This is a genomic window from Mesorhizobium sp. W067 (genome assembly GCF_054719525.1).
Genome location: NZ_JBTTII010000001.1, coordinates 3817473 through 3831923, shown reverse-complemented (window position 1 = coordinate 3831923; position 14451 = coordinate 3817473). Strand labels below are relative to the sequence as shown.

Annotated in this window: 17 protein-coding genes; 6 read left to right on the top strand and 11 right to left on the bottom strand. The window is 63.5% G+C overall.

From position 1 onward, the window contains the following. Nucleotides 1-97 precede the first annotated feature (97 nt). The 3 genes from rpoN (at nt 98) to ptsN (ending at nt 3179) form a co-directional block, all read left to right on the top strand. Nucleotides 98-1624, top strand: a complete 1527-nt coding sequence (gene rpoN, locus ACYG97_RS18650) for an RNA polymerase factor sigma-54 (RefSeq protein WP_023683070.1) — start codon at nt 98-100, stop codon at nt 1622-1624. A gap of 397 nt (nt 1625-2021) precedes the next feature. Beyond that, nucleotides 2022-2606 (top strand): ribosome hibernation-promoting factor, HPF/YfiA family, encoded by a 585-nt coding sequence (gene hpf / locus ACYG97_RS18645; RefSeq protein WP_023683071.1) that lies wholly within the window; start codon nt 2022-2024, stop codon nt 2604-2606. A gap of 108 nt (nt 2607-2714) precedes the next feature. After that, nucleotides 2715-3179, top strand: a complete 465-nt coding sequence (gene ptsN, locus ACYG97_RS18640) for a PTS IIA-like nitrogen regulatory protein PtsN (RefSeq protein ID WP_023669743.1) — start codon at nt 2715-2717, stop codon at nt 3177-3179. 71 nt (nt 3180-3250) lie between these two features. Here ptsN and ACYG97_RS18635 read toward each other — a convergent pair whose 3' ends face one another. Next, nucleotides 3251-3508 carry a BQ00720 family protein gene (locus ACYG97_RS18635; protein WP_023683072.1) on the bottom strand — a complete coding sequence of 86 codons (258 nt, stop codon included), beginning with the start codon at nt 3506-3508 and terminating at the stop codon, nt 3251-3253. 64 nt (nt 3509-3572) lie between these two features. Beyond that, nucleotides 3573-3998 carry an Hsp20 family protein gene (locus ACYG97_RS18630; protein ID WP_023669741.1) on the bottom strand — a complete coding sequence of 142 codons (426 nt, stop codon included), beginning with the start codon at nt 3996-3998 and terminating at the stop codon, nt 3573-3575. 144 nt (nt 3999-4142) lie between these two features. Here ACYG97_RS18630 and ACYG97_RS18625 point away from each other — a divergent pair, with 144 nt between their 5' ends. Further along, nucleotides 4143-5084, top strand: coding sequence for a nucleoside hydrolase (locus ACYG97_RS18625; RefSeq protein WP_023698210.1), 942 nt, complete (start codon nt 4143-4145; stop codon nt 5082-5084). Nucleotides 5085-5145: 61 nt separating this feature from the next. Here ACYG97_RS18625 and ACYG97_RS18620 read toward each other — a convergent pair whose 3' ends face one another. From ACYG97_RS18620 to ACYG97_RS18595, 6 genes are all read right to left on the bottom strand, one after another. After that, nucleotides 5146-5517 carry a hypothetical protein gene (locus tag ACYG97_RS18620; protein WP_023733586.1) on the bottom strand — a complete coding sequence of 124 codons (372 nt, stop codon included), beginning with the start codon at nt 5515-5517 and terminating at the stop codon, nt 5146-5148. 57 nt (nt 5518-5574) lie between these two features. Beyond that, complete coding sequence (locus ACYG97_RS18615) at nt 5575-5847, bottom strand: hypothetical protein (RefSeq protein ID WP_023712342.1); 273 nt, start codon at nt 5845-5847, stop codon at nt 5575-5577. A 142-nt stretch (nt 5848-5989) separates the two neighbouring features. Continuing rightward, nucleotides 5990-6604, bottom strand: coding sequence for a LysE family translocator (locus tag ACYG97_RS18610; RefSeq protein ID WP_023669737.1), 615 nt, complete (start codon nt 6602-6604; stop codon nt 5990-5992). A gap of 98 nt (nt 6605-6702) precedes the next feature. Then, complete coding sequence (locus ACYG97_RS18605) at nt 6703-8163, bottom strand: amidase (protein WP_031243998.1); 1461 nt, start codon at nt 8161-8163, stop codon at nt 6703-6705. Further along, on the bottom strand, nt 8160-9068 hold the full coding sequence (locus ACYG97_RS18600; protein WP_023726465.1) for a ribokinase: 909 nt from the start codon (nt 9066-9068) through the stop codon (nt 8160-8162). Before ACYG97_RS18600 ends, ACYG97_RS18605 begins: the two co-directional genes overlap by 4 nt. A 141-nt stretch (nt 9069-9209) precedes the next feature. Continuing rightward, entirely contained in the window at nt 9210-10115 is a 906-nt protein-coding gene (locus ACYG97_RS18595) for a methylated-DNA--[protein]-cysteine S-methyltransferase (protein WP_031262141.1), read from the bottom strand. Between the two features lie 115 nt (nt 10116-10230). Here ACYG97_RS18595 and ACYG97_RS18590 point away from each other — a divergent pair, with 115 nt between their 5' ends. Then, nucleotides 10231-11046 carry a class I SAM-dependent methyltransferase gene (locus ACYG97_RS18590; protein WP_023733583.1) on the top strand — a complete coding sequence of 272 codons (816 nt, stop codon included), beginning with the start codon at nt 10231-10233 and terminating at the stop codon, nt 11044-11046. 10 nt (nt 11047-11056) lie between these two features. Here the strand turns inward: ACYG97_RS18590 and ACYG97_RS18585 are convergent, their stop codons facing one another. Next, complete coding sequence (locus ACYG97_RS18585) at nt 11057-11551, bottom strand: DUF2244 domain-containing protein (RefSeq protein WP_023733582.1); 495 nt, start codon at nt 11549-11551, stop codon at nt 11057-11059. Nucleotides 11552-11573: 22 nt separating this feature from the next. Between ACYG97_RS18585 and nth the strand changes: the two genes are divergently transcribed. Continuing rightward, entirely contained in the window at nt 11574-12407 is an 834-nt protein-coding gene (gene nth / locus ACYG97_RS18580; RefSeq protein ID WP_023683078.1) for an endonuclease III, read from the top strand. Here the strand turns inward: nth and ACYG97_RS18575 are convergent. Both ACYG97_RS18575 and ACYG97_RS18570 read right to left on the bottom strand, forming a co-directional pair. Continuing rightward, on the bottom strand, nt 12367-13875 hold the full coding sequence (locus ACYG97_RS18575; RefSeq protein WP_023683079.1) for a tripartite tricarboxylate transporter permease: 1509 nt from the start codon (nt 13873-13875) through the stop codon (nt 12367-12369). The two genes, nth and ACYG97_RS18575, sit on opposite strands and share 41 nt — an antisense overlap. Before the next feature lie 9 nt (nt 13876-13884). Further along, on the bottom strand, nt 13885-14358 hold the full coding sequence (locus ACYG97_RS18570; RefSeq protein WP_023686558.1) for a tripartite tricarboxylate transporter TctB family protein: 474 nt from the start codon (nt 14356-14358) through the stop codon (nt 13885-13887). Between the last annotated feature and the right edge of the window lie 93 nt (nt 14359-14451).

Here is a 14451-nt window from a genome sequence, read left to right as displayed (position 1 = left end):
AGCCGGGCCAGTTTCTATGGAAGGTCGGAAAAATTCATTTTCCGGCAGCTTCTGATGTGTAGGCTTCCGGGTGCAGAAGGGCGTTTGAAACCGAACCATGGCGTTGGCGGCGAAACTACAGCTACGACAATCCCAGTCGCTGGTGATGACGCCGCAGCTGATGCAGTCGATCAGGCTGTTGCAGCTCACCCATGTCGAGCTCGACCACTTCATCGACGACGAGATCGAGCGCAATCCGCTGCTGGAGCGCGCCGAGCCCCAGGATGACGCCGCAAGCGACCAGGTGCAGAAGGGCGATGCCGCTCCTGAGCCTGCCGCCGATGGCGACTGGTTCGAAAACGAGACGGCGTGGAGCGCCGAAGCGATCTCCGACAAGCTCGACAGCTCGCTGGAAAATCTGTTCCCCGACGATCCCGGCACCAGCGAGCGGCTCGGCCCGGACCTGACGGCGCAGTGGAAGTCGGCCACCGGCAATAGTTCGTCCGGTTCTTCCGAAGGCTTCGACGTCGGCGACATGGCAGCCGCGGCGATCACGCTGCGCCAGCATGTTGGCGAGCAGATCGCGCTTGCCTTTGCCGATCCGGCCGCAAGGCTGATCGCAGCCGAACTGGCCGACGGCCTGGACGAGGCCGGCTATCTGCGCGCCGATCCCGCCGAGATCGCCAAACGGCTCGGCGCCGATCAGGCGATGGTGGCCAATGTGCTGGCAGCCTGCCACACATTCGAGCCGGTCGGCCTGTTTGCGCGCGACCTTGCCGAATGCCTGTCGCTGCAGCTTGCCATGCGCGATCGTCTCGATCCGGCGATGAAGACGCTGATCGGCAACCTAGAACTCCTGGCGCGGCGCGATTTCCAGACGCTGAAGCGGCTTTGCGGGGTCGACGAGGAGGATCTCCTCGACATGCTGGCCGAAATCCGCGCGCTCGACCCGCGCCCGGGCATGGCGTTTTCGGGCGGCGCCAGCGACGCCATCGTCGCCGATGTCGAAGTCCGCGCCGCCAATGACGGCAGCTGGACGGTCGAGCTCAATGCCGAGACGCTGCCGCGCGTGCTTGTCGATCACATCTATTTCGCCCAGGTCTCGCCGCATGCGAAGAATCAGGCGGAGAAGGATTTCCTGGCCGAATGCCTGCAGAATGCCAACTGGCTGACGCGCAGTCTCGACCAGCGGGCAAAGACGATCCTGAAAGTGGCGTCGGAAATCGTGCGCCAGCAGGACGCTTTTCTCGTCCATGGCGTGCGTCAGCTCAGGCCGCTCAACCTGCGCACGGTGGCCGATGCCATCGGCATGCATGAATCGACCGTCAGCCGGGTGACGGCCAACAAATACATGCTGACGCCGCGTGGCGTGTTCGAGCTGCGTTATTTCTTCACGGCTTCGATCGCGGCGTCGGGCGGCGGTGATGCGCATTCCTCGGAAGCGGTGCGCGACCGCATCAAGCAGCTGATCGACGAGGAAAAGCCCGCCGATGTGCTGTCCGATGACGCAATCGTCGATATGTTGAAGGAAAGCGGCGTCGATATTGCCCGGCGCACGGTGGCCAAGTACCGGGAGGGTATGAATATTCCCTCGTCGGTGCAGCGGCGGCGTGAAAAGCGCGCTCTGGCGAGCGCGGGGCGCTAGGTCTGCTTGCCCGGAAAGGCTTTTGCTATGGCTGGATTCCACAACTTTCCGACCTTAAAGCGCATCGCGCTGAAACGGATTCATACGACGCGCTTTAAGTCTTTGTTTTGATGCATGTCGTTGTCCCAGAACCGCAGCGCACTTCTGGGCGACATGCATTAATTGACAAGCTGCAATGAAGTGTCTAGAAGCCCGCCCGCATGAGACGGGCTCGCGGCCCGCATGCGGATGGTCCGTCACGATGAAGGCCACGGGACGGCCAAGAAGGCGGATTGTGATCAACCGGAAAGTTCGGATCTAAAATCGGCGCGAGTTGACGCCGCAAAGCTTGTGCGCACGGATCACGAGTATAAACTCTGGCCAGTTTGAAGCCTGAGCAAGGAAGGTCAGTTTTCAGATGAAATTGCGCATATCGGGTAAACACATGGATATCGGCGATGCGTTGCGTACGCGCATTACCGATCGTGTCGGCGAGGCGATTGGAAAATATTTCGATCGCGGTTTTTCAGGGCACGTCACGGTCATCAAATCGGGGTCGCGTTACTCGGCCGATTGCATGATCAGGCTGGATTCCGGCGCTTCGCTGCAGGCAACCGGCGATTCCCAGGATCCGACACTTGCCTTCGAGGCGGCCGCGGACCGCCTCGAAACCAGGCTGCGGCGCTACAAACGCCGTCTGAAATCGCACAATTCAGGCACTGGAAATGGTGAAATCACCGACATCGCCTATACGGTGATGGCGCCGCTGACCGATGATGATGAGGACATTCCGGAGGACTACGCCCCGGCCATCGTCGCCGAATCAACCATGACGCTGCAGACCATGTCGGTGGCGTCGGCGGTTATCGAACTCGACACCAAGGACAGCCCGGTTTTCGTATTCCGCAACGCCGGAAACGACCACCTCAACATCGTCTATCGGCGGCCGGACGGAAATATCGGCTGGATCGACCCGTCGACGACCAAAGTCGCACAGGCGTGACGACAACGACAATGGTCGCACAGGTGACGACAATGGTCGCACAGGGATAATAGCCAGCCGCGCGAGGGGCGAGGACTGGCGACGGCAGGCGAATAAGGGATTTCAAACATGGATCTGAGCGATCTTCTCAACGTTCCGGCGATCTTGCCGGCGTTGAAGGCGAACTCCAAAAAGCAGCTTTTGCAGTTGCTGTCCGAGAGAGCGGCGGCGATTTCCGGCATTCCGGAGCGCGAAGTGTTCGACACCATCCTGCAGCGCGAACGGCTGGGCTCCACCGGCGTCGGCAACGGCATCGCCATTCCGCACGGCAAGCTCGCCGGGGTGAAGCGCATCGCCGGCGTCTTTGCCCGGCTGGAGACGCCGGTCGATTTCGAGGCCCTGGATGACCAGCCGGTCGATCTGGTGTTCTTGCTGCTGGCCCCGGAAGGCGCCGGCGCCGATCACCTCAAGGCACTGTCGCGCATCGCCAGGGTTTTGCGCGACGCCGACACGGTGGCCAAGATCAGGGGCACGCGCGACGCGGTCGCCATCCACGCTCTGCTGTCGGACACGCAAGCCTCGCACGCCGCCTGAAGTTCTTTGGAATTAAGTCTTCCAGGGGCCGCCGAAGGCGGCCCTCTCCATTTCAACCGCCAGCAGTCGCCTTAGTGAATGGCGACAGTGGTCAGGTCGTTTTCCATGGCGCCGGCCAAAGCCCGGTCTTTCGCATCCGAAAGCAGGATCGGCTGGCCGTTGGCGGCAAACAGGGCCCACAGGACCATACCAGGCGCTATTTCGCCGAGGTTGGGGAAGCGCCCGAGCAGCTCGTCGCTCGAGACCTTCCGGAGATAAGCGACCGAGCCTTCGCCGAGATGGGCGAATTCGCCGCTGGTCATGGTGATGGTTTCGTCAGTTCTGGTCATTTCAAGCCTCCTTGGCGCGAGGACGCCGCTCAAGGCCATCCCGCATGAGAGCCATCGGTAAAGATCAGTCTTTCACCGATATATTTATTTTCCGTACCAGCCGTTCGGTATCCGGCCGATCGAGATCGATCGACAAAAGGCCGTTCTTCAGTTCCGCTGCGATCACCCGCATGCCGTCGGCCAGCACGAAACAGCGCTGGAATTGGCGCGCGGCGATGCCGCGATGGAGGAATTCGCGCTCGGTGTCGTCGGTTTGACGGCCGCGCACGACCAACTGGTTTTCCTCCGTGGTGACATCGAGATCGCTTTCGGCGAAACCCGCGACAGCCAGCGTAATGCGCAGCCTTTCGGCCTTGCCGTCAGCACCGCTGAGGCGCTCGATGTTGTAGGGAGGATAACTGTCACCGGATTTCGCCAGTCGTTCCAGGGTCTTTTCCATGGCATCGAAACCAAGGAGAAGCGGGCTGGAGAAGGGCGTCATTCGGCTCATGTTACACTGTCCTCTTTGGAGCGACATAAACTGGAAAAACCCGGATGGCATTTTTCCCGATGGTCTTGATATGGTCCGCGCCGCGGCCAAGTTCAAGCCGCCGAACACCCCCGCCAAAAAGACTCCCCCGCATAAGGAAATGAAATGCCCCAGACCCGCAAGATCATCATCGACACGGATCCCGGCCAGGACGATGCCGTCGCCATATTGCTGGCGCTCGGCAGCGCCGAGCTGGAGATCGTCGGCATCTCTGCTGTTGCCGGCAACGTGCCGCTGAAATTGACCGAAAAGAACGCCAGGAAAATCTGCGAACTGGCCGGACGGCCCGATATCAAGGTCTATGCAGGCGCCATCCGCCCGTTGGCGCGCGAACTGGTCACCGCCGAGGAAGTGCATGGCAAGACCGGCCTCAACGGCCCGCAACTGCCAGATCCGAAGATGAAGCTGCAGGGCCAGTATGCGGTCGACTTCATCGTCGAGACCCTGATGAAGGAAGAGGCCGGTACGATCACCCTGTGCGCGCTCGGCCCGCTCACCAATGTCGCGCTGGCGCTGATCCGTGAGCCGAAGATCGCGCCGCGCATCAAGGAAATCGTACTGATGGGCGGCGGTTTCTTCGAAGGCGGCAATGTCACGCCGACCGCAGAATTCAACATCTATGTCGATCCGCAAGCCGCCGACCTGGTGTTCAAATCCGGCATTCCGATCGTCATGATGCCGCTCGACGTCACCCACAAGGCGCTGACCACGGCCAAGCGCACGCAGGCCATCCGCCAGCTCGGCACCCGGGTCGGCACCGCGACGGCTGAGATGCTGGAGTTCTTCGAGCGCTTCGACGAGGAGAAATACGGCACCGATGGCGGCCCGCTGCACGACCCCTGCGTCATCGCCTATCTGTTGAAGCCGGAGCTGTTCAAGGGCCGCAACTGCAACGTCACCGTCGAAACCACCTCCGAACTCACCATGGGCATGACCGTGATCGACTGGTGGGGCGTGACCAAGCGGCCGAAGAACGCCATGGTGATGCGCGACATCGACCATGACGCGTTTTTCGCGCTGCTGGTTGAGAGGTTGGCGCGGCTTTAAGCCTGCCTTGATACAGATCGTTCGCCCAGGGGCTTAGCGCTTCTGGGCGATACCTGTGCACTTATTCGCGAAGCAGGCGGTATGTTTCGGTATCGTTGCGGCGACGCTGCCGCTCGATCGAAACCTTGGAGCCAATGGCTCTCGGCACTGTCGTGTTGTCATATGCAAACACCAGGCCGTCATTTTCATCGAGGCGAATTCCATACAAGTAACGGAACCCGCTGCCGATCGCGACCTCGGGACTTGCAGGAGCGTTGAGAACGTTGACCACTGTACCGGTCAGGCGTTCGACATTGGCGATGGGGCTGCTTTGCCTCGCAATCGGGATGCCAATTGCAAGGCCGCAAACGCCCACGACGAGGATGGTGATGAGGATGCCCCTGAGGTTCTCCTGCAGGGTCATCCAGGCAAGGGAATGCCGAGCCTTGGCCATGCGTATCACCTGACAGCAAGGACGCTGCGTTTCATTGGTATCGTGACCGGCGGTCGTTCAATTTGCGAACCTGTAGAAGGTCGATCCATTCTCGCGCGTGACGCGCTCCAATCTTGCCGGCGCGCCGATCAGATGCGGGAGGTCGTCTTCGACAAGAATGGACGAACCGGTTTCGAGTGCAACCAGATAAAGCGTTCGGCCGTTGTCTGAATGGGTACTTTTGACCGTTGCGTCGATTGGCTCGACCGACCGGATGGGGCTGGCATCATTCGTCCATTTGTAGAGAGCCGAAGGAACCATCACCGCAAACAGGACGACGATCAGGATCACGCCGGGCGCGTCCCTTTTTATGCCAGCGTAAGTCCATGACATCGACGTGAATCCCCCCACGCCGATTCATGTGGTGGCGTGAAGATTGACTTTCAATCAGCCTTCACGTACCGGCCCCGTTGGGAACGACCGTTGGCGGTCGTCACTTCGCCTTGGAAAACGCCAGCCACAGGCCGCCGCCGACCAGAAAGCTGCCGCTGATCCTGGACATCAGCTTGATGCGGCTGGCCGAGAGCAGGCGGCCGGCGCGGCTGGCGGCGAGCGCGTAGGTCGAGTCCGAGACGGCGGCAAAGATCATGGCGGTAAGGCCCATGACGACGATCTGCAGGGTGTAATTGCCCTGCGGGGCGATGAATTGCGGGAAGAAGGCGCCGAAGAACACCAGGGTCTTGGGGTTGCTCAGCGCCACGAGCAGGCCCTGCAGGAAGAAGCCGCCGCGCGGCTTTCTCGCGGTGCCGTCGGCATTCAGCGCGCCCTTGGAACGGAACATCTGCACCCCCATCCAGATCAGATAGGCGGCGCCGATCAGGCGTACCCATTCGAACCAGTGGCCCATGCCCGATATCAGCGTGTTGAGGCCGATGCCGACAATGGCGATCATCACGGCGAGCCCAGCCTGCGTGCCGGCGACATTGGCAAGGCCGGCGCGGTAGCCATGGCGGATGCTGTTGGCGATGATCAGCGTGACAGTCGGACCGGGCACCAGGATGATGACGATGCAGGCAAGGACATAGGCAGCGTAGAGTTCCAGCGACATGGGGATTTCCTCGAGGATGCGCTTAGGCGGCTGGCTGCAATCAATGCATGGCGGCGGGGGCTGGTGCAAGCCGGTCGCAGACCGTGCCGCCCCTCGCGTCAGGACGCCCCAGCCTGCCAAGGCAAGGTCGCCTCATAGGCCGCTCCGGCCCTGAGCACGGCGAGGTCGCCGCGCGGCCGGCCGATCAGCTGCATGCCCAAGGGGCGGCCTTTGTCGTCGAAGCCGACGGGCACGTTGAGCGCCGGACAGCCGCCGAGCGTGGCGAAGGCCGAAACCTGCATCCAGCGATGGTAGCTGTCCATCGTCCGTCCGGCGACCTCACTTGGCCAATGCGTGCCGACTTCGAAAGGAAACACCTGCGCCGTCGGCAGCGCGATGAGATCGAAGTGCTCGAACAGCGACAGCAGCGTCCGGTGCCAGGAGGTGCGGATGACCGAGGCCGCGCGGATCTGCGGCGCCGTCAGTCGCATGGCGTTCTCCACCTCCCAGACGGCTTCCGGCTTCAGCAGGGCGCGCTTGTGTGGGTCGTCATAATGGACTTTCAGCGCCGAGCCGCTGCTCGCCTGCCGCAGCGTCACGAAGGCTTGCCACAGTGCCTCGAAATCGAAATCCGGCAGCAAGGGCTCGGTCAGGAAGGATGCCTCCGCGAAGCGGCCGAGTGCGGCCTCGCACAGGTCGAGGATGCCAGGCTCTACCGGCAGGTGACCGCCGAGATCACCGAGCCAGCCGACGCGGCCGCCGCTTGCCGGCGTTGCCAGCCCTTCGAGGAACGAACCAGGCTTTTCCCAGGACAAGGGCGCATGCGGATGGTAGCCCGCCTGCACATCGAGCAGCAGCGCCATGTCGCTGATGCTGCGGCCCATCGGTCCGTCTATGCCCATCTGGGCATGAAAGACTTCAAGATCCGGCCCGCCGGGGACAAGGCCCTGCGACGGGCGGAAGCCATAGACATTGTTCCACGCCGCCGGATTGCGCAGCGAGCCGCCGAAATCGCTGCCGTCGGCGACCGGAACCATGTCGAGTGCAAGGGCGACCGCAGCGCCGCCGCTCGACCCGCCTGCGGTGAGCGCCGGATCGAAGGCGTTCAGCGTCGGGCCGAACACGTTGTTGTAGGTGTTGGATCCCAGCCCGAATTCGGGAACATTGGTCTTGCCGATGATGATGGCGCCGGCCTTGCGGATGCGCTCGACGAAGAAATCGTCCTCCTGCGGCACGAAATCGGCAAAGATCGGCGAGCCGAAACTGGTCCTCAAGCCGCGCGTCATGGCGAGGTCTTTTATCGCCATCGGCAGGCCAAACAGCGAGCCGGCCGGCCCGCCTTGCGCTAGATGCGCGTCCGCCGCGTCGGCCTCGCGCAGGATGTCGGAGCGCTCGCGCAACGAGACGATGGCGTTGACCAGCGGGTTTACCGCGTCGATGCGGTCGAGGAATGCGGCGACCAACTCGCGCACGGACAGGCGGCGCAGCCGGATCGCCTCGGCCAGGTCGACAGCGGACATCCGGCAGATGTCGCCGGCGGGGGGCACGGCGTGCTTCGTTGTAGGGCGCAGGGCAGTCATCCGGCGTTGTTGCGCAGGGCGGTGTCCACATCCGCGGCCAGCGGGATGGCCGGCTGGGCGCCGGGCTTCAGGCAGGCGAGTGAGCCGGCGGCTGCGGCGCGGGTGAGAGCCTGCTCCAGCGGCAGGTTGGACGCCAGCCCGGCAGCGAGATAACCGCAAAAAGTATCGCCGGCCCCGACCGTGTCGACCGGCGTGATTTTCAGCGCCGGCACGGTCAGGAAATCCTCCGGGGTCGCCGCCAGCACGCCGTCGCCGCCGAGCGTGACGACGATGGTGCGGCCGGTTTTGCCGGCGAAGTCGCGCATGCGCGCCGGGCGGTCGCGGCCTTTCAGCGACAGCGCCTCGCCGTAAAGGTCGAATTCGGTTTCGTTGGCGACGGCGTAGTCGGCCTTGCCGAGCAACGCTGCCGCCTCGCTACGGAACGGCGCGGTGTTGAGCACGGTGACGGCGCCGGCGGCGCGTGCGGCGTCAAGCGCTGCATCGACGGTCTGCAGCGGGATCTCGTGCTGCAGCAGGACGACGTCGCCCTTCGCAAGGAAAGCCTTGGCGAGATCGCCGGGCAGCACCGAATCATTGGCGCCCGGCACGACGGCGATGACATTCTCGCCGTCGGCACCGACGAGGATCAGCGCCGTGCCGGTGGAGGCGAAGCTCTGGCCGACGCCGGAGAGATCGACCTTGCCGGCCACGAGCAAAGCGAGGGCTTCGGTTGCGAAATTGTCCTTGCCGACGGCGCCGACCATGCGCACCTTGGCGCCGGCGCGCGCCGCAGCCAGCGCCTGGTTGGCGCCCTTGCCGCCGGGCGCGGTGGCGAAGCCGGAGCCGCGGACCGTCTCGCCCGGCGAAGGCAGGCGGTCGACATTGGCGATAAGGTCGAGGTTGATCGAGCCGACAACGATGATCAAGAAAGCCTCCTGCGGAATGCGCGGGAAGCTAACCTGTAAGCCGGCGGCTTGCCAGAGCGTGCGGATGTTTTGCGCCGGGAGCTCGCAAAAAGAACAACACCGGCGAAGGGATTTCGCCGGTGTTGTTTGATGCGGGCAGCTTCAGGACGCGGTCTGGCCCGCTTCCCAACCGAGCATGGCGCGTTTGCGGGTCAGGCCCCAGTGGTAGCCGGTGAGTGCGCCGGACTTGCCCAGCGCCCGATGGCAAGGGACGACGAAGGACAATGGGTTGGCGCCGACCGCCGCCCCCACCGCCCGGCTGGCGTTTGGCGCGCCGATCCTGGAGGCGATCGAAGAATAAGTGCAGGCCTTGCCCATCGGGATCCTGAGCAGCGCGTCCCAGACGCGCAGCTGGAAGTCGGAGCCGATCATCACCACGCGCAGCGGCTGGTCGGCGCGCCACAATGTCGGATCGAAGATGCGCGCCGCATAGGGCTGGGTGGCGCTCATGTCCTCGACATAGGTGGCGTTCGGCCAGCGGCCCGACATGTCGGCGAAAGCCGCCCGCTCGCCGCCCGGATCGTTGAAGGCGAGCCCCGCAAGGCCACGGTCGGTGACCATGATCAGGGCGATGCCGAAGGGCGAGATGTGGTAGCCGTAGCGGATGGTCAGGCCAGCGCCGCGCGTCTTGTAGTCGCCCGGCGACATCGCTTCATGGGTGACGAACAAATCGTGCAGCCGGCCGGGGCCGGACATGCCGAGTTCGAACGATGTTTCGAGGAGCGGCATGCCGGAATCGAGCAGTTTGCGGGCATGGTCGAGGGTGACCGCCTGCAGGAAGGCTTTTGGCGACAGGCCGGCCCAGCGGGTGAACAGTTTTTGCAGGCCCGTGGGTGTCTCGCCGACATCGGCTGCCAGGGCTTCCAGCGAGGGCTGGTCGCGATAGTCGAGGCTGATCTTCTCGATGGCGCGGCGTACGACCTCGTAGTCGCTGCCCTTGGGGGTGATGTCGTGCTGCAGGATCGCTGTCGGTTTCATCTGCGTATTCATGGTCATCTGGGCGTTCATGGCAATATCTCCTTGACCGCGAATATCGGTCTTTCCGCCCCTTGCAACCACCCGAAACTTGCCTTGTTGCCGCCTGTTCCCAGATAAATACTGGATTGCGCCCCGGGAGATGCCAATGGCCGGCGAAAGGGTGAATCTGAGCGGAGCAAGGGAGACCTTGCTGATGACGCTTTATGGCAAGGCACTGGAAAGCCGGCTGCCGCATTCGCTGCTCGGGGATCGCTTCGCCGACGAGGCCGTGCGCAAGATCGACTATGATTTCTCGCGCCTCAAGGTCGACACCAATCTCGGCATCGGATTGGCGATTCGAGCCAAGACCTACGACGTGCGAGTTCAAGACTTCATCGCCAGAAATCCCGGCGCCATCGTGCTGCATCTCGGCTGCGGGCTCGATACGCGCATTTTCCGTGTCGATCCACCCGAAGGCGTGGAGTGGTTCGATGTCGATTTTCCGGATGTCATCGAGCTCCGGCGCAAGCTTTACCCGTCCCGGGACCACTACCACCTCGTCGGCTCTTCGGTAACCGACCCAGACTGGCTGGCAGAAGTGCCGCGCAATCGTCCGGCCGTCGTGGTGATGGAGGGGTTGACGCCTTATCTCCCGGTAGAGGAGGGGCCACGGCTGCTGTCACGCCTTGTCGCGCATCTTGCCGGCGGCGAGCTGATGTTCGACGCCTACAGCCACTTCGGCCTGAAGATGCTGCGCCTCAATCCGACCATCAGGGCGACGGGCGCCGAGGTTCACTGGGCGATCGACGACCCGCAGGTACTGGAGCGTGCCGTTCCGAAGCTGCGCTTTGTCGACGATATCTCGGCCTACAGCGCGGAACGCACAGCGCATATGAGCTGGTCCGCAAAACTGTTCATCGGGCTCTGGAGACACATTCCCGCATTGCGCAAGGTCGGCAGGATTTTACGCTACCGGTTCTGACGCGCCGGCTCTAACGCGTCCTGGCTTTTGTCAGAGCACGTGAAAATGCAGTGGCAAAACTCTCGCGGGAGTCAGGGTCCAGGAATGACCCGATCGGCACATTCTGTCCTTGTGCTTCCACCGTCATCCTGGTGATGCCGATCTCGGCATGGCGAGCGACGGAAAAGCGCGCCCAGAACGGGTTGAAGCTATGCGCTTCCGACCGGCCCGAGGGCGCCGTCTTGCGGATGTCGAGGCTGGTGCGCGACACCGACACTTCCTCGCGGGCACGGGCGGCACGATAGTTGGCGCGGAAGGCGATGTAGACGGCGATGACGTCGAGGCCGAAGAAGCCGAACACCGGCCAAGCGCCGCGCGACAGGAAAAACGCCCCGGTCACCACCCAGCCGAACAGCAGCGCGCCCATCAGCACGGCAAAGCCGGTGCGGCCCAGCGAGCGGTGCGGTGTCAGCAGCGCCTGGAAGAATGGCTCGTCGGCCTGAAACGAGGCGTTTGTGTCGCTCATCCCAGGATATTATAGGAGGGAAATGGCCAGCCCCAAGTCCAAAAATCTTTCCCTATCCAAAAGTGAACTGCCGCCCGGGCGGCGCGACGGCTCGAATGCCAAGCCGCGACCGCGGCCGGCGCGGCTCCGTTCGCTCTACAGCGCCGCCGAGGTGCATGAGATCTTCCGGCGGTTTTCGGTGCAGCGGCCCGAGCCGAAGGGCGAGCTCGAGCACGTCAACGCCTTCACGCTGCTGGTGGCCGTGGTGCTGTCGGCGCAGGCGACCGATGCCGGCGTCAACAAGGCGACGCGGGCGTTGTTCAAGGTCGCCGACACACCTGAAAAGATGCTGGCGCTGGGCGGAGCCAGGGTCGGCGAGTACATCCGCACCATCGGACTCTGGCGCAACAAGGCCAAGAATGTCGTGGCGCTCTCGGAGGCGCTGATACGCGATTACGGCGGCGAGGTGCCCAGCGAGCGCGATGAGTTGGTCAAGCTGCCGGGGGTCGGGCGCAAGACCGCCAATGTCGTGCTCAACATGGCGTTCGGCCAGCACACGATGGCGGTCGACACCCATATTTTCCGCATCGGCAACCGCCTCGGCCTGGCGCCAGGCAAGACGCCCGAACAGGTCGAGCAAGGGCTGCTGCGGATCATCCCGGACGAGTATATGCGCCATGCGCATCACTGGCTGATCCTGCATGGCCGCTATGTCTGCAAGGCGCGCAAGCCCGATTGCCCGGCCTGCGTCATCGCCGATCTCTGCAAGGCCGAGGTGAAGACGACAGACGTGCCGGCGCCGCTGGTGGAAATCGCGGCGCCCGGCGTCCCGACAACTAGCTTTCCTCCACGAACACCTCTTCGCGCTTCTTCTTGACCGACGGCAGGAAGACGACGACGAGCACGGCCAGTGCGACGAGCAGCAGGCCGGCGCTGATCGGCCGCGTCACGAAGGTCGAAGGGTCGCCGCGCGACAGGATCATGGCGCGGCGCAGGTTTTCCTCGAGCAGCGGGCCGAGCACGAAGCCGAGCAGCAGGGGGGCGGGTTCGCAGCGCAGCTTGGTCAGGATGTAGCCGAGCAGGCCGAAGAATGCCACCGCGTAGAGATCGAAGGCGTTGGTGTTGACGCTGTAAACGCCGATCGAGCAGAACGCCATGATGATCGGGAAGAGCACATAATAGGGGATCGTCAGCAGCTTCACCCACAGCCCGATCAGCGGCAGGTTCAGCACGATCAGCATCAGATTGCCGATCCACATCGAGGCGATGATGCCCCAGAACAGCGCCGGCTGCTCGATCGCGACATTGGGGCCGGGCACGATGCCCTGGATGATCATGGCGCCGATCATCAGCGCCATGACCGGATTGGCCGGAATGCCCAGCGTCAGCATCGGAATGAAGGAGGTCTGGGCGCCGGCATTGTTGGCCGATTCCGGTCCGGCGACGCCGGCAATGGCGCCCTTGCCGAACTCCTCCGGGTGTTTCGACACGCGCTTTTCGACCGTGTAGGAGGCAAAGGCCGCAAGCACCGCGCCGCCGCCGGGCAGGATGCCGAGCGCCGAACCGATGATCGTGCCGCGCACGATGGGCGCGGCCATCGCCTTGAAGTCGTCGCGGGTCGGCATCAGGCCGGAGACCTTTTTGATCATCACCGAGCGCTCGTGCTCGTTTTCGAGATTGCGCAGGATCTCGGCAACGCCGAAGACGCCGACCGCCACCGCGACGAAGTTCAGCCCGTCGGCATATTCGCGGATGCCGAGCGTGAAGCGCGGCGTGCCGGTGTAGATGTCGGTGCCGACAATGCCGAGCAGCAGGCCGAGCACGACCATCGCCAGCGCCTTGACGATCGAGCCGTGGGCGAGCGCGATGGACGAGACGAGGCCGACGATCATCAGCGAAAAATATTCGGCCGCGCCGAATTGCAGGGCTATTGCCGTCAGCGGCGGGGCAAAGACGGCGACGAGAAAGGTCGACACCGTGCCGGCGAAGAACGAGCCGATCGCGGCGATCGCCAGAGCCGCCCCGGCGCGACCGTTCCTGGCCATCTGGTAGCCGTCGATGGCGGTCACGGCCGAGGAGGATTCGCCGGGCATGTTGATGAGAATGGCGGTGGTCGAACCGCCATACTGGGCGCCGTAGTAGATGCCGGCCAGCATGATGAGGGACGAGACCGGGTCGCCGATCTGGAAGGTGATCGGCAGCAGCATGGCGATGGTTGCGGTGGCGCCGATGCCGGGCAGGACGCCGATCAGCGTGCCGAGCAGAACGCCGATGAGGCAAAAACCCAGATTGGCCGGCGTGGTGGCCGTCGAAAAGCCGAGTTCGAGGTTCCTGAGGAGGTCCATCTCAGCGCCTCACAATGCCAGCCATTGGGGCAACCAGGGGCCGAAGCGCTGGAATGGCAGCCCGAGCGCGTAGCTGAAGACCAGCACCGAAAACAGCGTCAGGCCGGCCGACAGCAGAAGTGCCGTCAGCGGCTTCATGCGGGCGCTGGCAAAAGAGGCGATCAGCGCCGTCAGGAAGATCGACGGGACGAAGCCGAGGCCGCGCACGGTCATGCCGAAAAAGATCGGCGCCGGCAGGATGAACAGCATGCCGCGCCACGCAATGGGGCCGATCGGCTCGCCCTCGACGCGCACCGCCTGGACGAGGATGATGGCGCCAAGCACGATCAGCACGATCGCCAGCACCAGCGGGAAATAGCCCGGTCCCATGCGGAAGGCGGTGCCGATTTCGAGGCCGAGCGATTGTATCGCGAAAAAGGCGCCGAAAAAGATGAACAGCGCGGCGCACAGGCCGTTTGTCCTGTCGATGGCGAAAGGTTTCATGGCGGTCCTCCCTGACCCTTGCGACGGCTGCCGTTGCAAATGTGAAACGGACGTCGAAGCGAAAACGGGGCGCCGGCAGCGCCCCGTTCAAGC